At 60.4% G+C, this 19073-nt stretch carries 17 protein-coding genes; 5 read left to right on the top strand and 12 right to left on the bottom strand.

Going from position 1 to position 19073, the window contains the following annotated elements; translation table 11 throughout:
• The first annotated feature begins 46 nt into the window (after nt 1-46).
• The 3 genes from AACY11_RS03760 (at nt 47) to AACY11_RS03750 (ending at nt 3997) form a co-directional block, all read left to right on the top strand.
• A complete protein-coding gene (locus AACY11_RS03760) occupies nt 47-1696 on the top strand; it encodes an acyl-CoA dehydrogenase family protein (protein ID WP_339493903.1) in 1650 nt (549 codons plus the stop codon).
• Between the two features lie 93 nt (nt 1697-1789).
• Entirely contained in the window at nt 1790-3289 is a 1500-nt protein-coding gene (gene amn / locus AACY11_RS03755) for an AMP nucleosidase (RefSeq protein WP_339431367.1), read from the top strand.
• A 141-nt stretch (nt 3290-3430) separates the two neighbouring features.
• Nucleotides 3431-3997 carry a pseudouridine synthase gene (locus AACY11_RS03750; protein WP_221730278.1) on the top strand — a complete coding sequence of 189 codons (567 nt, stop codon included), beginning with the start codon at nt 3431-3433 and terminating at the stop codon, nt 3995-3997.
• On the opposite strand, the gene AACY11_RS03745 is transcribed toward AACY11_RS03750, so the two are convergent.
• Nucleotides 3992-4201 (bottom strand): DUF2788 domain-containing protein, encoded by a 210-nt coding sequence (locus tag AACY11_RS03745; protein ID WP_221730168.1) that lies wholly within the window; start codon nt 4199-4201, stop codon nt 3992-3994. The genes AACY11_RS03750 and AACY11_RS03745 overlap by 6 nt on opposite strands.
• Before the next feature lie 190 nt (nt 4202-4391).
• Nucleotides 4392-4871, bottom strand: coding sequence for an Lrp/AsnC family transcriptional regulator (locus AACY11_RS03740; protein WP_007909658.1), 480 nt, complete (start codon nt 4869-4871; stop codon nt 4392-4394).
• 449 nt (nt 4872-5320) lie between these two features.
• Here AACY11_RS03740 and AACY11_RS03735 point away from each other — a divergent pair, with 449 nt between their 5' ends.
• Complete coding sequence (locus AACY11_RS03735) at nt 5321-6325, top strand: DUF6515 family protein (protein ID WP_339464718.1); 1005 nt, start codon at nt 5321-5323, stop codon at nt 6323-6325.
• Here the strand turns inward: AACY11_RS03735 and AACY11_RS03730 are convergent.
• Both AACY11_RS03730 and AACY11_RS03725 read right to left on the bottom strand, forming a co-directional pair.
• On the bottom strand, nt 6319-7227 hold the full coding sequence (locus AACY11_RS03730) for a cation diffusion facilitator family transporter (RefSeq protein WP_339493902.1): 909 nt from the start codon (nt 7225-7227) through the stop codon (nt 6319-6321). The genes AACY11_RS03735 and AACY11_RS03730 overlap by 7 nt on opposite strands.
• A 14-nt stretch (nt 7228-7241) precedes the next feature.
• Nucleotides 7242-7676 (bottom strand): polyribonucleotide nucleotidyltransferase, encoded by a 435-nt coding sequence (locus tag AACY11_RS03725; RefSeq protein WP_339431370.1) that lies wholly within the window; start codon nt 7674-7676, stop codon nt 7242-7244.
• A 109-nt stretch (nt 7677-7785) separates the two neighbouring features.
• On the opposite strand from AACY11_RS03725, the gene hrpB reads away from it, so the two are divergent.
• A complete protein-coding gene (gene hrpB, locus AACY11_RS03720; RefSeq protein ID WP_339493901.1) occupies nt 7786-10305 on the top strand; it encodes an ATP-dependent helicase HrpB in 2520 nt (839 codons plus the stop codon).
• Between the two features lie 30 nt (nt 10306-10335).
• On the opposite strand, the gene AACY11_RS03715 is transcribed toward hrpB, so the two are convergent.
• From AACY11_RS03715 to AACY11_RS03680, 8 genes are all read right to left on the bottom strand, one after another.
• Nucleotides 10336-11529, bottom strand: coding sequence for a hypothetical protein (locus tag AACY11_RS03715; protein ID WP_339493900.1), 1194 nt, complete (start codon nt 11527-11529; stop codon nt 10336-10338).
• A gap of 112 nt (nt 11530-11641) precedes the next feature.
• Nucleotides 11642-12991 (bottom strand): aminotransferase class V-fold PLP-dependent enzyme, encoded by a 1350-nt coding sequence (locus AACY11_RS03710; protein ID WP_339493898.1) that lies wholly within the window; start codon nt 12989-12991, stop codon nt 11642-11644.
• Between the two features lie 17 nt (nt 12992-13008).
• Nucleotides 13009-13905, bottom strand: a complete 897-nt coding sequence (locus AACY11_RS03705) for an EamA family transporter (protein ID WP_339493896.1) — start codon at nt 13903-13905, stop codon at nt 13009-13011.
• A 31-nt stretch (nt 13906-13936) separates the two neighbouring features.
• Nucleotides 13937-15166: an ATP-grasp domain-containing protein gene (locus tag AACY11_RS03700; protein WP_339493895.1), complete on the bottom strand. Its 1230-nt coding sequence runs from the start codon at nt 15164-15166 to the stop codon at nt 13937-13939.
• 31 nt (nt 15167-15197) lie between these two features.
• Complete coding sequence (locus tag AACY11_RS03695) at nt 15198-16529, bottom strand: ATP-grasp domain-containing protein (RefSeq protein ID WP_339493893.1); 1332 nt, start codon at nt 16527-16529, stop codon at nt 15198-15200.
• A gap of 71 nt (nt 16530-16600) precedes the next feature.
• Nucleotides 16601-17941: an ATP-grasp domain-containing protein gene (locus AACY11_RS03690; RefSeq protein ID WP_339493892.1), complete on the bottom strand. Its 1341-nt coding sequence runs from the start codon at nt 17939-17941 to the stop codon at nt 16601-16603.
• A 15-nt stretch (nt 17942-17956) separates the two neighbouring features.
• Nucleotides 17957-18709 carry a hypothetical protein gene (locus AACY11_RS03685; protein ID WP_339493891.1) on the bottom strand — a complete coding sequence of 251 codons (753 nt, stop codon included), beginning with the start codon at nt 18707-18709 and terminating at the stop codon, nt 17957-17959.
• 63 nt (nt 18710-18772) lie between these two features.
• Entirely contained in the window at nt 18773-19069 is a 297-nt protein-coding gene (locus AACY11_RS03680; protein WP_339493890.1) for a 2Fe-2S iron-sulfur cluster binding domain-containing protein, read from the bottom strand.
• Between the last annotated feature and the right edge of the window lie 4 nt (nt 19070-19073).

Raw genomic sequence — 19073 nt, 5'->3', positions numbered from 1 at the left:
GCCGGTGCTTAACTGGTGTCTCTGGCTGATCCCAAGGAGCCCCGTCATGAACCTGCATCAGTTCGCCGAAACCCACGAAGTCACCAATCAGCCACCGTCGCTGGACGGCACCAACCTCTACCGCATCGACCTGCCATTGCAGGAGTGGTCGCGGCGGTTCGGTGCCGGTTGGGCCGAGTCGCGGATCGATGCCTACGGTGAACTGGCCGGCGGCCCGTTGATGGAAGCCGGGTTCCTCGCCAATCAGAACAAACCGGTGTTCGCCAGCCATGACCGCTACGGTCATCGCATCGATCTGGTGGAATTCCATCCCGCTTATCACGAACTGATGCGTACCGCGATCGAGCATGGCCTGACTTCGTCGCCGTGGACTCATCCACAGGACGGTGCCCATGTCGCCCGCGCCTCGATGAGTTATCTGCACAGCCAGGCCGAGGCCGGCAGCGGGTGCCCGTTGACCATGACCTTCGCCAGTGTGCCGGCCCTGCGCTTGCAACCCAACCTGGCCGAGCAATGGCTGCCGAAAGTCCTTGCCACCCAATACGATCCGCGCAATGTCGGCATGGCGCACAAGGCCGGTGTCACCCTCGGCATGGCCATGACTGAAAAACAGGGCGGCACCGATGTGCGGGCCAACACCACCAAGGCTTATCCGGTCGGCGGCAGTGGGCCGGGGCAGGCGTATGAACTGGTCGGGCACAAGTGGTTCTGCTCGGCGCCGATGTGCGATGCGTTTCTCACGCTGGCGCAGACCGACAAGGGCTTGAGCTGTTTCCTGCTGCCACGCCATCGCCCGGACGACACGCGCAATCAGTTCTATATCCAGCGCCTGAAAAACAAACTCGGCAATCAGTCCAATGCCTCCAGCGAAGTGGAATTTCGCGGCGCGTTGGCGTGGATGGTCGGCGAAGAAGGGCGTGGTGTGCCGACCATCATCGAAATGGTGGCGATGACGCGCTTTGATTGCATGGTCGGCTCCAGCGCCTTGATGCGTCAGGCGCTGACCCAAGCCAGCCATCACTGCGCGCACCGTAAGGTCGGCGGCAAACTGCTCAGCGAGCAACCGTTGATGCTGAACGTGCTGGCCGATCTGGCCCTTGAAAGTGAAGCCGCACTGGCCTTGAGCCTGCGCATGGGCCAGGCGTTGGATCATCTGGACGATCGTCACGAAGCGCAATTCGCCCGGCTGGTGACGGCGGTGGGCAAATACTGGATCTGCAAACGTGCCCCGGCAATGATCAACGAGGCGGCTGAATGCATGGGCGGCGCGGGGTATGTCGAAGACAGCATCCTGCCGCGCCTGTACCGCGAGGCACCGGTCAACTCGACGTGGGAAGGCTCGGGCAACGTGCAGTGCCTCGATGTGCTGCGCGCCTTGTCGAAAGAGCCGGGCGTGCTGGATGTGTTGTTCCATGAATTGGGTGACGGCCATGGCGACAAACGCCTGGCCGCGCATATTCAGCAGTTGCAGGCGCAGTTCAAGGACACCGGGGATATTCAGTACCGGGCGCGGCAGTTGACCGAGGACATTGCGCTGGGGCTTCAGGCCAAGCTGTTGCTGGAGGCGGGGAATGCGGCGGTGAGCGATGCGTTTATTGCCAGTCGGTTGGGTGGCAATGGCAGGGTCTACGGCGCGCTACCGCGGGGCCTTGATGTCGAAGCCATTGTCGCCCGCTCGACCCCGCAAGGTTTCTGAGACACTACAAATCCCACAGGGGATCTTCTTTGTTTGAAAGATTGAGGTACAGCCACAACGCCACTGTTCCCGTCGCGCCACGATGCAGGCAAGATGAAGCTCTGCAAGTCAGAACACAGGAAGCTGATCGTGACCGAAGCGTTTATTGTTGTTCAAACCGCTGAACAAGCCGTGGATCGTCTGGCCCAGCTGCATGAGCGGGCCACTACTGCGCTGAATTCGGCGCTCAAGCGTTACCTCAAGGATCGCGTCGAGCCCGACGCCGAGCAGCGTGCTCTTTTTCGTTATCCCGAACTGCGTCTGACCTACCACTGCCATGGCGAAGTCCCGCAGACCACCCGCGCTTACGCCAAAGTACAGCTGCCGGGCACCTACAGCGTGACCGTCACCCACCCGGCGGCGTTTCGCAAATACCTGCTCGAACAACTGACGCCGTTGATGCACGATTTCACCGTGACCGTGGAAGTCGGCGTCAGTCAGCAAAATATTCCGTATCCGTACGTGGTCGAACAGGGCGATGAACTCGCCGGTTCCGGCGTGACGGCGGCAGTGCTGGCGCGGGTGTTCCCCAGCACCGACCTGTCGGCCGCCACCGATGGCATCGCCGACGGTCTCTACGATTGGGAAAACACCGACCCCCTGCCGCTGGCGTTGTTCGATGCGGCGCGCGTCGACTTTTCGCTGCGTCGTTTGGTGCACTACACCGGCAGCGACTGGCGCCATGTGCAGCCGTGGATTCTGCTGACCAACTATCACCGCTACGTCGACCAGTTCATCGTCCATGGTCTGGAACAACTGCGCAGCGATCCGCGTTTCGTGCGCATGGTGCTGCCGGGCAACGTGATCATCGACAAGAGCATGGATCACGGCGAAGCGTCGGCGATTGCCGCGGGTGTGGTCTGGCACCGTTATCAGATGCCGGCCTATCACCTGATCGCCAGTGATGGTCATGGTGTGACGCTGGTGAATATCGGCGTCGGTCCGTCCAATGCCAAGAACATCACTGACCACTTGGCCGTGTTGCGTCCGCATTGCTGGCTGATGATCGGTCACTGCGGAGGGCTGCGTCAGTCGCAAACCATCGGCGACTACGTGTTGGCCCACGCTTACATGCGTCGCGACGGGATTCTCGACCGGGTGGTGCCGCCGAACATTCCGATCCCGGCGCTGGCCGAAGTACAGCTCGCGCTTCAGCAAGCGGCAGCCAATATCACCGGTGAGAAAGGTGAAGAGCTGAAAAAGCGCCTGCGCACCGGCACCGTGCTGACTTACGACGACCGTAACTGGGAGTTGCGCTGGGCGCAGGAGCGTCCGTTGATCAATCTGTCCCGCGCCGTGGCGGTGGACATGGAAAGCGGCACCATCGCAGCGCAGGGTTATCGCCTGCGGGTGCCGTACGGCACGTTGTTGTGCGTGTCGGACAAACCGCTGCACAGCGAGATCAAACTGCCGGGCTCGGCCAATGCGTTCTACGAGCGTGCGGTCAGCCAGCACTTGAAAATCGGCATCGAAGCGGTGGATCTGCTGCGCACCGAACTCAACTCGCTGCACTCGCGCAAACTGCGCAGCTTCGACGAACCGCCGTTCCGTTAACGGTTTGTCGTGGTCATTTGGCGGTCAGGGCACTAGCATTAGCAGCCCTGACCGTTAGATGTTCTTTTCGCCATGTCCCGTCCCCCGCGTCCACCTTCCCGCCGCCCTGGCGCGAAGCCTCAGTCTTCCTCCCCGCGCCGTATTGCCAAGGCGCCGCCGGCCGAGCCGAAGCTGATCCTGTTCAACAAACCCTTCGATGTGCTGACGCAGTTCAGCGATGAAGGAGGGCGGGCGACACTCAAGGATTTCATCGATGTGCCTGGCATCTATCCGGCCGGGCGCCTGGATCGTGACAGCGAAGGCTTGCTGCTGCTGACCAATGACGGCCAGTTGCAGGCGCGGATCGCCGACCCCAAGCACAAACTGGCCAAGACCTATTGGGTGCAAGTCGAGGGTGAGCCAAGTGCTGAGCAATTGCAGCGCCTGCGCGATGGGGTCGAACTCAACGACGGCCCGACCTTGCCTGCCGAGGCGCGGCAACTGGACGAACCCGCGTTGTGGCCACGCAACCCGCCCGTACGCTTTCGCAAAAGCGTGCCCACGAGTTGGCTGGAGTTGGTGATTCGTGAAGGGCGCAACCGTCAGGTTCGGCGCATGACCGCGGCGGTAGGACTGCCGACGTTGCGACTGGTGCGGGTCAGAATTGGCGACTGGACGATCGAGGGGCTCGATCAAGGCCAGTGGAAGGAAGTGCCGGCGCGGTTATAGAGCGCCGGATTCGATCAGGCCAATTACTACGCTCTTGATGACGAACGCGGCCACGCCCAGGCCGAGCACGAAGAACAGAATGAACGAGCCGAAACGTCCGGCCTTGGACTTCTTCGCCAGATCCCAGACGATGAAACCCATGAAAATGATCAGGATGCTGACGAGGCCCGTCATCATCCATTCTTCGAGTAATGCTGGATCCATCGGTCATCTCCGGCGTGGGCACGGCTGAAAGGGCTTGGCGATTATACGCCGAGGGTGGCTGAAGCCGCATTGACCTGCGTCGGTGTGCCGCAGTCGTTGATGACCTGTTCCGGCCTCTTCGCGAGCAAGCCCGCTCTCACAGGGGAATGCACTCCAGAATGTGGGCGCGGGCTTGCTCGCGAAGGCGATCTCAACTACGCAAATGAGTCAGCGGCAGTTCAGTGCTATTGAGCACCTGGTTCAGCACAAAGCTGGAGCGCACACTGGTCACCCCTTCAATCCGCGTCAGGTGCCCCAGCAGCAGTTTCTGATAGTGATCCATGTCCGGCACCACCACCTTCAACTGATAGTCGGCATCCACGCCCGTCACCAGACTGCACTCCAGCACCTGCGGCAATGTGCGAATCGCCGCTTCGAAGTTCTCGAAACGCTCCGGCGTGTGCCGGTCCATGCCGATCAGTACATACGCGGTCAGACTCAGGCCGAGCATCTTGCGATCCAGCAGGGCGACCTGACGTGAGATATAGCCGTCGTCTTCCAGTTGTTTGACCCGGCGCGAGCAGGGCGACGGTGACAAACCGATACGTTCGGCCAGTTCCTGGTTGGAGATGCGGGCGTCGCGCTGCAATTCCGCCAAAATGCTCAGGTCGTAACGGTCGAGTTTGCTCATGAATCAGGCCTTTGTCATAACTATTGCGGTGGATTATCTATCCAGGGTTAAAAATTGCGCAAGTGATGTTTATTTGAGCAATATTCGCAATCCTCTGTCGCCGGCTCAGGCCTATTCTTATCACCAGAATCACTGCTCGGTAACACAGTCCACAGCGGCCCGCCTATCAGGCCCGCCGCGGCCGCCACCCCCACCGGGGTTGTGCCGGCCCCCGAGCTGCACACTGTCCAGAAGACGGCGTGAGGTGAGCCGACGTCAAAAGCGTCGAGCCAGGACGAAGTTCTCTAGAAGGGAGGCCGACGGGTCTCCCTTTTTTCTTGCCTGCGATTTTTTGCCTTCGCCCACACGCGACTCAATAAATAAGTTTCGTGACTGATAACCTGTTGCAGAACCCGGTGTGTACATTCCCGGTCTTAGTTACACGCCCTGAACCCGCAGTGAGGAATAGCATGAAGTCGCGCATCTGGCGTCTGGCCGGTGTTGGTTTGCTGTGTGTGAGTGTCAGTGCGCAAGTGCTGGCCGATGACCCGGAAAGCCGCGCCCCCAATGGTGGTGGCCGCGGGCCGGATCATCAGGGCAATAATCGGGGGCATGGCGGCAACAATCAGCCGCGTGCGCAGAACAACGAGATCATTCGTGGCGACAACAGTCGCCAGTTCGAACACAACGGCCAGCCGCACGACGAGGGTCAGTGGCAGACACACAATCGTGCGCAAAATCAGCCGAATCCGGTTCATCAGCCTTCACCACCGCCAGGCAACAGTCTGCCGATCCAGCCACGTCCCGACACCGTGCGCCAGACTCAGGAGCCGCGCCAGGGCTACTACCGCGACGAGCGTCCGCAAAACGGCTACAACAACCCGCATTGGCAGAACGGCAACCGGCCCAACGACAATCGCTGGCCGGGGCGTCCGCAAGGGCATGGCAATGGTTGGGGCCCAGGCCCGCAGTACCGGCCGGGGCATGTGATCGACCGCTTCCCGGATCGCGACTATCGCGTGCCGTATCGAGGCCAGGATTACTTTTATTCCGGCGGCTACTGGTATCGCCCGCAGGGCCCACGCTACATCGTCGTGCAACCGCCGCGCGGGATCCGCATCCAGTATTTGCCGGATTACGCCCGTGAAGTATGGATCGGCGGCGCGCTGCTGTTCCTCGCCGCCGGTTCTTACTACGCCTATCAGGAAGCGACGCAGGATTACGTGGTGGTCGAGCCGCCGGTTCAGCCGCCGCAGCCACAATCGCAAGGTTATGACGTCGAGGCGTATCCGGCCAACGGTCAGTCGCCGGAACAGGTCCAGCAGGATGGCTATCAGTGCTATCAGTACGCGGTGCAGCAAAGCGGTTTCGATCCGCGCACCGCGACTTATCAACCGGCGCCCGAGGTGGTGCAGGCTTACCGTCAGGCGCAGGGCAACTGCCTGAGCAGTCGCGGTTACCAGGTGTCTTACTGAATCCGGGTTTGCACCCGTTCAGTCTTGACCACCTCCTGCGGGTCGGCGTGCACCAGCACTTCGGCCCTTGGGTAGGCTTTGTGAATCGCATCCGCCGCTTGATCGCTGATGCTGTGAGCGACTGACAGGGTCAATTCCCCCGGCAATTCCAGGTGCAACTGCACGAACCAGTGGTGGCCGGAAATCCGCGTGCGCAAGTCATGCGCGCCCAACACCCCCGGCACGCTGCAGGCCAGGTCGAGCATGTGCTGGCTGACATCTGTCGGCAGTTCTTCGTCCATCAACACCGAAAAACTTTCCCGTCCGATCTGGATCGCGCTCCACAAGATGTAAGCCGCAATCCCGAGGCCAAACCACGCGTCGAGTTGAGAGAATCCCAAACCGGCCAGCACCAGCGCGAGCAGGATGCTGCCGTTGAGCAACAGATCGGAGCGGTAATGCAACGAGTCGGCGCGCACGGCGTTGGAGCCGGTCTGCTTGATCACTCGATGCTGCAACATCAGCAAGGCGACCGTCAGCACCAGGGAGAAAATGATCACGCCAATGCTGATCCACGGCGCCCCAAGCGGTTCCGGCTGCTTGATTCGCTCATAGGCCTGGAAGGCAATCAACACCGCACTGCCACCGATGAACAATGCCTGCGCCATGCCGGCCAGTGATTCGGCCTTGCCGTGGCCGTAACGGTGGTCGTCATCCGCCGGGCGTAATGCGTAATGCACCGCCAGCAAATTAATCAACGAAGCAATGCCATCGAGTGCCGAGTCGGTGAGGCCAGCGAGCATGCTCACCGAGCCGCTCAGCCACCAGGCGATGGCTTTGGCGATGATCAGCGTACAAGCCACTGCTACCGAGGCGCGGGTTGCCAGGCGCAGCAGGCGGGCGTGTTCGGGGCTGGATGTCATGGTGCAGTTATTCCTTATGCGGCAGGTTGCAGGCCAAACATCGCCAGTTGTTGCGTGCTGCCTCTGTGCTGGATCAGGCGTGGGTCATCCAGAGCCTTGTTTATTTCAACGGCAGCACTGCCCAGCTCGCTTTGGAGAATAGCCTGCAGCTTGTGGTTATCGACCTGACCGTCCGGGCCGATGGCTTGCTTGAGCTTGGCCGGGTCGATCTGCGCGGTGTGGCCCGGTTCGAAATAGATCGCCCCGGTGGCGAAGTCGACGGCAAACGCGATCAGCCCGGGAATGACGTAGAACAGCAGGCCCACGGCGTCGAGCACGGCAATCGCCGGATCGATCTTGCCGTCGATCTGGCCGCGACGATCGGGGTAGAAAATCGAACCGCACGCGGTGATTTGAGTGAGCAGGGTGGCGACCAGTACACCGCCGATCAGGCGAAAAGGTAAACGCATGGGATATCTCCTGAGTCATTTGTAAACGAAGCGTCGTCGAGTGAAGTTAAGACCCTGACAAACGCCCGGCAGTTCGCCGTTATACTCGCGCCTCTGTTTGGGAGCCAGCATGATTTCTTTGCCGATCGACGAAGTTTTACCCGCATTGCGTGACGCGTTGGCGACACGCCACGACGCGGTGCTCGAAGCGCCGCCCGGCGCCGGTAAAACCACCCGCGTGCCGTTGGCCTTGCTCAACGAAGCGTGGCTGAGCGGGCAAACCATTCTGATGCTTGAGCCGCGCCGCTTGGCCGCGCGCGCCGCTGCTGAGCGATTGGCCAGCGAACTGGGCGAGAAGGTCGGTGAAACCGTCGGTTATCGCATCCGCCTCGACAGCAAGGTCGGCCCCAACACACGCATTGAAGTGGTCACTGAAGGCATTCTCACTCGCCGCTTGCAGGACGACCCGGCGCTGGAAGGCGTGGGTCTGCTGATTTTCGATGAATTCCACGAGCGCAGCCTCGACGCCGATCTGGCGCTGGCCCTGAGTTTGAACGGTCGTGAGCTGTTTCGAGCTGAACAGCCGCTGAAAATTTTGCTGATGTCGGCCACGCTGGAAGGCGAGCGTCTGGCCGGGTTGCTCGACGACGCACCGATCCTGCGCAGTGAAGGGCGCATGTATCCAGTGACGATGCGCTGGGGGCGGCCGTTTCAGCCCGGCGAATACATCGATCAGCGCGTGACGCAGACCGTGCTCGAAGCCCTTAACGATGAAACCGGCAGCCTGTTGGTGTTCCTCCCGGGGCAGGCGGAAATTCGCCGTGTGCATCAGCAATTGAGCGATGCCATTGGCGAGCGCCAAGACGTCTTGCTCTGCCCGCTGCACGGCGAACTTGACCTCAATGCCCAACGCGCCGCCATCGATCCGGCGCCGGCCGGGCAGCGCAAAGTGGTGCTGGCGACCAACATCGCCGAGACCAGTCTGACCATCAACGGCGTGCGCGTGGTGATCGACGCCGGGTTGGCGCGGGTGCCGCGTTTCGATCCGGGCAGCGGCATGACGCGGCTCGACACTCAGCGCATCTCCAAGGCCAGCGCCACGCAGCGTGCGGGTCGGGCGGGACGCTTGGAGTCGGGTGTTTGTTATCGGTTGTGGTCGCAGGATCAGCACGAACAACTGGCGGCTTACGGCAGCGCGGAAATTCTCTCAGCGGATCTGGCCAGCCTGGCGCTGCAACTGGGGCGCTGGGGCGTTACGCCGGGCGAACTGGTCTGGCTCGACGTGCCACCGGCGGCGGCTTATGCACAGGCGCAGGATCTGCTGCAGCGACTCGGCGCTTTGGAAGGGCAGGCTCTGACTTCGCACGGTCAGGCCATGGCCGAGTTGCCGGCGCATCCGCGTATCGGCCATTTGTTGCTGCGCGGGCAAGCGTTGGGCTTGGCAAACATGGCCTGCGATGTCGCCGCGTTGCTTGGCGAGCGCGATATCTTGCGCGATGCCGGGGCGGATCTGCACAGCCGCCTGGTGCTGCTGTCCGGCGAAGAACGTGCGGCTCGTGGCGCGCAGGGCGGTGTGCAACGTGCACGGCAACTGGCGCGGCAATATCGTGGTTACCTGCGGGGCAAGGCGAGCGAGCCGGTCAGCGACCCTGATCACCCACGCTGGCTCGGCGCACTGCTGGCCTTGGCCTACCCGGACCGCGTCGCCCAACAACGACGTGCCGGTGGCGCCGAATACCGCTTGGCCAACGGTCGCGCCGCGCTGTTCGCCGAAGCGGACAGCTTGATGAAAGAGCCGTGGATTGTCATTGCCGACCTCGGCAGCCGTCAGGGCCAGCGCGAGGAACGGATTTATCTGGCAGCGGATTTCGATCCGGCGCTGTTCGACTCAGTGCTCGCCGAACAAGTGCGCAACGTCGATCAACTCGACTGGGACGAGCGCGAAGGCGTGCTGCGCGCCGAGCGTCAGCGCAAGGTCGGCGAGTTGATCCTCAGCCGCGAACCGCTAACCGGTCTCGATGAAGCCGCCCGCAGTCAGGCGCTGGTCAATCTGGTGCGACGCAAGGGGCTGGAACTGCTGCCGTGGACACCGGAGCTGCGCCAGTGGCAGGCACGTGTTGCGTTGTTACGGCAACTTGATCTGAACACTCAGGACGAAAGCCAATGGCCGGATGTCAGCGACGCGACGCTGTTGAAAACTCTTGAAGACTGGCTGATGCCGTATCTGGGCAAGGTCTCGCGGCTCAGTCATTTTGCCAACCTCGATCTGTCCAACATCGTCCGCAATCTACTGCCATGGCCGCTGCCGCAACGACTCGATGAGCAGGCGCCGCATCACATCAGCGTGCCTTCAGGGTCATCGATTCGTCTGGATTACAGCGAGCATCCGCCAATTCTGGCGGTGCGTTTGCAGGAGCTGTTCGGCTTGGCCGAGACGCCAAGGATTGCCGGCGGGCGGCAGGTGGTCAAGTTGCACCTGCTGTCCCCGGCACGACGACCGGTGCAGGTGACGCAGGATCTGGCCAACTTCTGGCGCAGCACGTATGCCGAGGTCAAGAAGGATTTGAAAGGTCGGTATCCCAAGCATTATTGGCCAGATGATCCGTTGGTGGCTGAAGCCACGGCACGGGCGAAGCCCCGGGGGACCTGATCCGGGGCTGTGCCAATGCAAGGCGCCGATTCAGGCGCCCACGGCGGCGGTGCGTGAATGTCCGCGGGCAAAACGCGTTGCCGAGGTCTGCAACAGCAGCGCGACGCTCAATGTCACCAGCAGGAATGGCAGCAGCCAGGCGTTGTTGATCATGGCCAATTGCAGGCTGAGGATCAGCAGCAGCACAGGCGTCGCCAGGGCATTCGCCCGACTGACATACAAACCCACCGCCGCCTCGCTGTAGCGGCAAGCAATGGCGACACGGATATGCACCCGTGCACCGCCAAAAGCCATGCCGAGGATCAACAGGCTCAGTGACTTGAGCAGCAAATTGTCCGGCATCAGCAACCACATCAATGTGGAAATCAGCGCCAGTGCAATCAGGCCAGTCAGATAGGCCATCAGGTTGCGCCCGGTATTGGCGATGATCACCAGTACCCCGATCAGCGCCATGCCGAGGCCGAAAACAGCATCGAGCACGCCCAGTTCAAACAATGCCCAGCCGTGGCTCGCCACATACACCGGCAGCATGAAGTTGAAGGCGCCGAGGATCGGCCAGATCAATACCATCGGCACAAACAGCGTCAGCGGCAGCTTGGCGGGGGCAGCGACCTCGGCAGTTGTCTGCACCACCGTCGGCAGACTGTCGCGGGTGAAGCAAATCGCCGCGACGATAAAGAAGCCGGCGCTGAGCACTATCGAGAAGCCCATGCCGGGCAGAATCGGCATCAGACCTGCCGCCAGCAACGGCCCGATCATCAGCGCGGCCTGACTGGTGGCGGTGGTTGCACCGCTGATCCGCCGCACTTTGGTTTCGTCCATGCCCCGTTGAATCTGGGTGAACCACATGTCCAGGCTGGCTTCCAGCGACATCACCATCAGCCAGGCAAACAAATTGGTGATCAGCAGACCGAGGGTGAAGTATCGGGACACGCCCGATATCAGGGCGATACCGGCCAGCCCCAGCACAAACCAACTGCTCATCTGCCGACCGTTCATTCGCAGTGAAAGGCGTTTGATCATCGCCGGCGTAATAAACGCCGGAATGAATGAGCAGAAAATCGCCAACGCCAGAGGCAGATATCCGCCTTCGTCCTGATTGAGGATGGTCCATGTCAGCGAGACCATCAGCGCACCCGAAAACAACCGATAAACCGTCGAGCAGAACAGGAACATGGCCAGCTCCTTTGCAACGTTTGGCGTGGTGGCGTTTTTTTCATTCATTTAATCGATCCTTGCCCTTGGGCACGCGGCGATTTTTCAGTTGGAAGGCGGACACCAGCGACCGCACCAGCGTTGAGCCAGTGCGGGTGACCGATGTCGATTCGGGCGGGTGTCAGACCAGCGTACGCATCACTTTGAGGGTTTTTTCGATGTCTTCCGGCGTGTTGATGATCCCGGCGGAGAAGCGCACCGTTGAATGCCGATAAGGCGTGGCGCTGGCAATGATCTTCTGCTCTTTGAGCCTGGCGACGATCTCTTTCGGGGCACGGTCTTTGACATCACAGCAGACAAACCCGGCAGAGAACTTTGCAGACTGCGGCGTGTGTAAGTACACGTTGGGCAGCTTCGCCAAACCTTCCTTCAGCTGGCCATTGAGTTCCGCGACGCGGTCGGCAATGCGCTTGCGTCCGATTTGCTGGATGAACTTGAACGCCTCGATCATGGCCCACTGGTTTTCGAACGCGAGGAACCCGCCGGGACTGACCCAGGCTGCCTGGGTCTCGCCCTGTGGATCGCGCTGCTGGCGCCAGGCATTGGCGGGTTCGGCAGCCATGATGGTGGGAATCGTCGGCGTGATCTGTGCCCACTGACCTTCACGGGCCCAGACCAGACCGGTACCGTGCGGGCCAAGGATCCATTTGTGCGTGCCGGCGCTGAAAAAGTCGCAGCCCAGGCTCGCGACTTGAGCCTCGGAACAACCGAAGCCGTGCACACCGTCGATCACGTAAATGATTCTGTCTGCTTCGGAGCGATCGCGGTTGACCCGCGCCACCAGTGCACCGATTTCCTGAGCCGGCAACCGTACGCCGGTGCCCGAATGCACCCAGGTCATGGAAAGAATGCGGGTTGCCGGTTTGATGGCTTTTTCAATGCGCGCGACGATGGCGTCGACGCTGACATCGTCCGGCCCCTCGTACAGGTCGATCCGACGAATGCTCCCGCCCCACTTGACTACCGCCAGACGCATCGCTTCGTCGTGGGTGTACCACTCGTGGTTGGTCGTCAGGATTTCCTGGTGGGGTGCCAGTTTCAGACCGTTGTAGATCATCGACAGGCCCTGCGTGGTGCTGGTTGTCAGCGCGATGTCCTCGGCGCGTCCGCCGGTATAGTCGGCTGCCGCCGCACAGACCTTGCGCCAGACCATGTCTTCCGGCTTGGCGAACATGTTGTCTTCAAGGTAGGTGTACGGATTTTCGTCGAACGCCTGCCGGTGGCGCGCCATCGCGTCGCGCACCGGTTTGGGATTGGAGGCAAGAAAGAAGTTGGAAATGTGCACGAACTCTGGCGACAGCTTGAACTGCGCCCGCACGGATGCCCAATCATTGGGGTTCAGTGCTGTTACCACGTCATCCTGCAAAGGCTGATTACCCGCCTTTGCGCCCGCCACGCCTGCCATCATGCTGCCTCCAACCAGGGTCGCGCCAACAGCGGCCCCCACGAATTCACGTCTTCCCAGACTCATACCTACTCCCTGTCGATTCATATTGAAGTGCGCGCAGGACGCGCAAACATAGCATTGAAAATACGTTGCCCATAGAGGCCGACGGCCAGCCCAACTACGATCAGCGCCACCGCCAAAACTTTGCTCGCTGGCACGCTTTCGTGAAAGATCAACACCGAACCGAGCATGCCGAAAATCGGCACCAGCAACGACAGTGGCGCGACCGTCGAAACCGGATAAGTCTTGAGCAGCGAGTTCCAGATCCAGTAGGCGAACAGCGTGTTCGGGTAGACCTGAAACAGGATCGACAGCACGGCGGTGGTGTCTACCTGATTGACGAACGTGGTGTAACCGGTGCTGCCGTTCACCGCGTAGTCGAGTGCAAATAACGGGATCGGTGCAAAGGCGCTGGACCAGACCAGAAAGCCAAAGACTTCCTTGGTACTGGCCTTCTTGTTGATGATATTGGCGATGCTCCATGAGACCGCGCCCACCAGCACCAACAGCACACCGGGCAGACTGACCGAGCCATCACTGATCATGATGATGCACAACAATCCACCGAGTGCGATCAGCATGCCCAGAACCTGAAAACGCGTCAGCGCTTCCTTGAATACCCAGCCGCCCAGCAGGATCGTGAAAAACGCGCTGAATTGCAGCACCAGCGAAGCGATGCCTGCCGAGAGCCCGGCTTTGATGCCCAGGTTTACGATGCCCCATAAACCGATGCCGAACACCAGCCCGTAACCGATGATGTAGCGCCACGGCACATTCGGTTTGCGGATGAAAAAGATTGCCGGTAATGCACAGAGACTGAAGCGGATGCCCGCCAGAATAAACGGGTCTACGGTGGCCAATCCCAGTTTGATGACCGAGAAGTTGACACCCCAGATTGCCGTGATCAGTACAGCCAATACTACGTGCAGTGGTTTCATTGCTGAGTCGCCTTCTTGAGGGTGGGCTGTGTCACGCGACGGAGGTCAGGTTTTCGGCCAGACGTACCCGGGAAAACAGGTTGTGCATCCAGGCCTTGGTCTGTTGCGGTTCTGTGGTTTTGACGATGCCGGCCAAGGGCGCCTCGAACGCCGAGTAGGTCACGTGACCGGGTAGCACCGCGCCGGGTTGCAACTCATTCCACTGCACGATGAAGGGGCACGCGCGCAATTCGTCCGCGCCGTCGAGGCCTTGATAGACGCGTTCGCGGTGAGTGTGTCCCGGGAATACAAACCAGCCGAAACCGAGGTTCGGCTGCTGCTCGGTGAGCGCAGCGATGTCTATTTCGCCTTCTACATGGATGCGCAGCTCCAGTGACGGCATGTGGATGCCGGTGGCCAGCTCGTAAGTCGCGACCACATCAGCGCCACCGACCCGGTTGCCGACTTCAAGGAACACCGGCTCGTCACCTTCCATGATGGCTTCCAGGTGGAACGCGCCATTGCGGATCTGCACGGCTTCCAGAGCGGCACTGACCCATGCCTGCATTGGCGCTGTGGTCTCCAGGTGCCACGACCCCAGTGGCTGGCCGCGCTCCATGTAATCCAGGCAAGTGCCGACGTATTGGCTGGAGAGCATGGTGAGGATGCGGCCGTTCTGCACCAGACCGTCGAAGTGGCGGATGGGGCCGCTGATAAATTCTTCGACCTGAAACTCATCGATGCCCAAGGACAGATCGCTGAACTTGCGACTGATTTCGTCAAAGGCGCGGGCAGGCTGCTGATGAATGCTGACGTCCATGCTCGATGCACCACTGTGTGGCTTGAGCACGGTTGCGCCGTGCCACGGCACCTGGCCGTGAAGTTCCAGATAACGATCAAGTGCCATGAAACGTGGTACGCGCAGGTGTCGCGCTGCGACGGCGGCCTTCATGTCCAGCTTGTTGCGCGCCAGATTTACCGCCGCCAGCGAAGCGCCTTCTACGTTTAGCGCTTCGCGAAGCCGTGCAGCGTCGAGCAATTCGTACTCGGACATCGAGATGATCCGGTCAAAGTGCTGTGGACGCTGCGCCAGCCAGTGTTGCGCTTCATCGTAGGCGCTGGCCACTCCCGGGCGAATCACACGCTGGCAGCGCAGATTGGCCGGCAGCGTATCGATAGCCGCTTGTTTGCCGAGGTAGGTGACATCATGCAGGTCATGATCGATGCCACGGTGGTACTCGATACGCGGGTAGGGCACTCGGTGAAGAATGAGAATTTTCATGCGCACGGTCTCGAAGCGAAAAAGATAGGGATCAGGACGCAACCTGGAACAGCAACTCGGACGACAGGTTGCGCTCGAGCACCAGCAGCCACTGCTCGCGCAGGACCCGCACCAGATCGCGGATATCGACCGACGGGTCATATAGCGCGACGCAGGCCTGGGCCACGAAGTCGCTGTTGTCGCGCGGGATCGCATGGATCAGCCGTGCTTCGCCTGCAATCCACGCGCTTTCGAGGAGGGCAATGTCTTGCGTGGCCAGCGCCAGTTCCTGTGCCGCCAAGGCCAGCGTGTCGTGGATCAGAGTCTGTATGTCGCCCAGCTCCGCCACGTCGATAATCACATCGTGCGGCACCCCGAACATCACCGTCGCGGCGCTGCAAGTGGCGGCTGGCATTGCTTCCGGTACTGGCCCGGCGAAGACCGAGTCAACCCACGCGGCGTACAGGTCAATCCCGTGTACGGCGTGTGCCAGTGTCCAGATCTTCATGCCGCCGGGACGCCGATTCGGCTCGATCACCGCCGTCTGGTAGCCGCTGTCGCTGAGTTTGATCTCGTTGTGGAATGGCCCGATACGTTGGCCGACCAAGCGGTTTACCTGCTCACCGGCACGGTGAATGGCCCGTCGTTCCTGCTCACTGAGGCGCGCCGGCAGAATTTGCGCCACCTCAACCGGGTAGCGCCCGCTGGCGCTGACTTTCTCGGTGACAAACCAGAGTTTCCCCAGGCCGTCATAGGAGTACTCGCGGGTGAAGGTGATGAACCCTTCGGCCAGCACTCCGCCGTCCAGATAAGGCGCCACTTCTGCAAACGCCTGCTCGCAGTCGCCACCGGGTGCTACCACTACCACACCGCGATTGTTGCCCTCGCAAGCCGGTTTGATCACGAACCCGCCTTCCTGGCGCACGGCAAAATTGTGCACATCGTTCAGGCAGTCAATCCGCACGAAGTCCGGCAACGTGACCCCCAACTGATTCAGGTGCGGGCGGATGCGATCTTCGGCAATGCGGTACGCCAGCTTGTCAAAGGCCCCGAGGGCCAGAACGGCGTCGTCCACCGGCAGTCCGAGGCGCTCCAGCAGCGCCGCACCGCTGGCTACCGCGTTATCGGAAAAGACCATGCCTGCGCTGATCCGGGCCGCGTCATCGCCCAACTGATCCAGTGCCTGGTTGACGAAGTCGGGGTGCAGAGGATCGGCATCGATCACTCGATCGCTGATGTTCTGGTCATGGTCCTGAGGATTGGCCCTGACCAGCCAGGTCTGCGCGCCCCATTGCTGGCGCGCATAGTTACGCAGGTGCAGCACGTCGCTGATCCGGCTCAGGTTGTAATCCACAATTAGCAATACAGGCACTCGCAACGGCATGTTTCTTCATCCTCATCCGTGGGGTTGGTCATCGGCAGCGGTTATGTTCAGGTGATTGTTCACCATTTTTTTTATTGGCTTGGGGCCTGATAGCGGATATCCAGTGCGGTGGCGCTGATGCTGACCAGGCGTTCAAGCTCGGCTGTCCGGTTGGCACGGTCGAACGTCCACAACAATTGCCCGAGGAACACTTCGCGGGCATGTGCGGGAATCACATCGCCGGCTTTCAACAGGATGTGCTGCACGACCGGGTCGAGCGGCAGCTCGTTGAGCGTCACTGAACTCAGCGTTCCCGGCTTGGCGAAATACACCCGAAAGAACGTCGCGACGGACTGTTCGCTGGTGCCATCTGGATGCCATTCAAGCTGAGACAGACGCTGGACGAGGTCCTCGCGTGGCCGGGCTTCGTCCTGACTGGCGAGCAGCAGGTCGAGCCACAGCGAAAGCATGCTGTGCCCGTGGGTGACGGCCTCGACACTGTGGGAAATCAGGCTGCCGCCGACGCGCGGGTTGATTTCGATCAGGTCCCAGTGTTTCTCGGTGAAGCGCGCTTCAACGTGGTAGCAGCCCCACTTGAGCGCCATGCAACCCAGTACGTTTTTCAGCCATTGCAGACCCGCAGCGATCTGCGCCTGGTCGAGGCTGACCGGCGGTGTGGTGCAGCTGTCTTCAAGCACCGTGGCGGCGGTCTCGGTGACTTCGTATTTCTCATGGATGGCCACCACATACGCCTGACCATCGACCAGCAGCGTCTCGAAACTGAATTCGTTGCCGGCGATGTAATCCTCCGCCATGAACGTCAGTCCGTCGTTGAACGCCGAGGCATACACCGTGTCTTCGGCCGAGGCCAGACGCAGTTCCTCAAGGGCATTCCACGTAGTGTCTTTACGCATGGGAAAGGCCGCGTAGGAGGCGATCCCATGAATCGGTTTGATGAAATAGCGCTGATCCTGCGCCTTGAGCTGTTCCAGCACGGGCTCGGTCAGGGCGTAGGCATTAGCCTGCGACAAGCCTGCTTCGGCCAGTCGGTTGCGTACATTGAGCTTGTTGCGCAGCGCCAGTGCCTGGTCTGCGTCAATGTCATAAGTGCCAAGCGAAGCGTTGGCCGATGCCATCAGGTGGCGATAGCCTTCCCACACACTGATACAGCAGGTGACCTGCTCGCCCGACTTGCGCAGAGTCTCAAGAGTAATCTGCACATCCTCCAGCCTCAACTGGTGGGAATCGGTGGTGTAGAGCCGGTCCGCCCAGGCATGAATCTGCTCCAGGCGGGCCGGTACATGTTCTGGAAGCGGCAATGAAGACAGCACGAAACACCGGAGCTGCCGTCGATGAAGTTCCTGCTTCAGGTCTTCCAGGAAAGAAAAGCCGCAGTGGCTCAGGATCAGAACACCGGGTCGATTTGAATTCATTGCCTGCTCCATGGCTTAAGCTGCCTTGTCTTGCGGCTTGGCCAGGGTGTTGATGTACAGCTCGCTGAAGTACATCGCGAGGATCTTCTGGTGCTCCTCGAGGTAGCGTTTCAGTGCAGCGATGTCCTGCTCACCCTTGATCAGGAAACGCAGTGCCGCCCAGACTTCGCCCGGGTGGTCATCATTGATGTCGGTATGCGAGTGAGAAACCTGACCCACGATCTTGGTCTCGCCAACCGACGACTTGAGGGCTTCGAGTTTGCGCGGCTCGAGCTTCACGTTGACGTACTCGACCAGGTAGGAATAAGCGAGCACGCCGAGTGGGCCTTCATGGTCGAGCAGGTACGAGAAGAAACCGGCCAGCAGTTTGGTCGACAGGTACGGTTCGGTGGCGAGGAATTCCTCACGGCTGACGCCGACGCGCTTCAGGTCATCGATGAACAGTTCGTCATGGAGCATTTCTTCCTGTTCGTAGTGCGCCCAGATTTGCGCAGCTGCCGGGCTGACCTTAGCCACTTCCACCAGTGCCTTGGATTCGGCAACTCGCAGCAGACGGATACGCCATGCAGTTTCGATCAGGTGGCGCTTGTAGTACTCACTGTTAACGTCCTTGCCTTCCAGGTGAGCGGCCTGAGGTACGGTGGCGTACCATTGCTCTACTTGCTCGTCGATGATCTTGTCGATTTCTGCGCGCAGATTGACCGAGCCGGCGGCGTTGAGGAAAGGGGTGGTATCACCATAGCCAACATTCTTTACACGGTTAAGCATGAATAAGTCCTTTTTAGTTTGTTTTGAAACGCTTTAATTACAACGGCAGCTCACTTGCAACGCTTAGCCAATAATTTCAATGGCCACTTCTCCTCTTAACAGGCATTGACAGGCCAGCCGGTATTCTTCACCGCTGTAACCCAATACCTCGATAAAAGCTTCTTCATCGTCATCGCGAGGGTTCAACGCCTCGATACCTGATGTAACCCTGATCAGGCAGGCACCACACGCCCCTACACGACAGCCCAGGGGGATGACGTTCTTGCCTCCGGCTTCGTACTCGATATCCGTGAACGGGGCATTGGTCGGTAACACAAACTCAAGTTGATGCGATGCAACAGTTAGTGTGTGCAGTGCCATACAT

The organism is Pseudomonas sp. RA_105y_Pfl2_P56, assembly GCF_963970845.1.
Taxonomy (GTDB): Bacteria; Pseudomonadota; Gammaproteobacteria; order Pseudomonadales; family Pseudomonadaceae; genus Aquipseudomonas; species Aquipseudomonas baetica_A.
The sequence above is the reverse complement of the archived record's forward strand: the minus strand, read 5'-3'. Positions and strand labels throughout refer to the sequence as shown.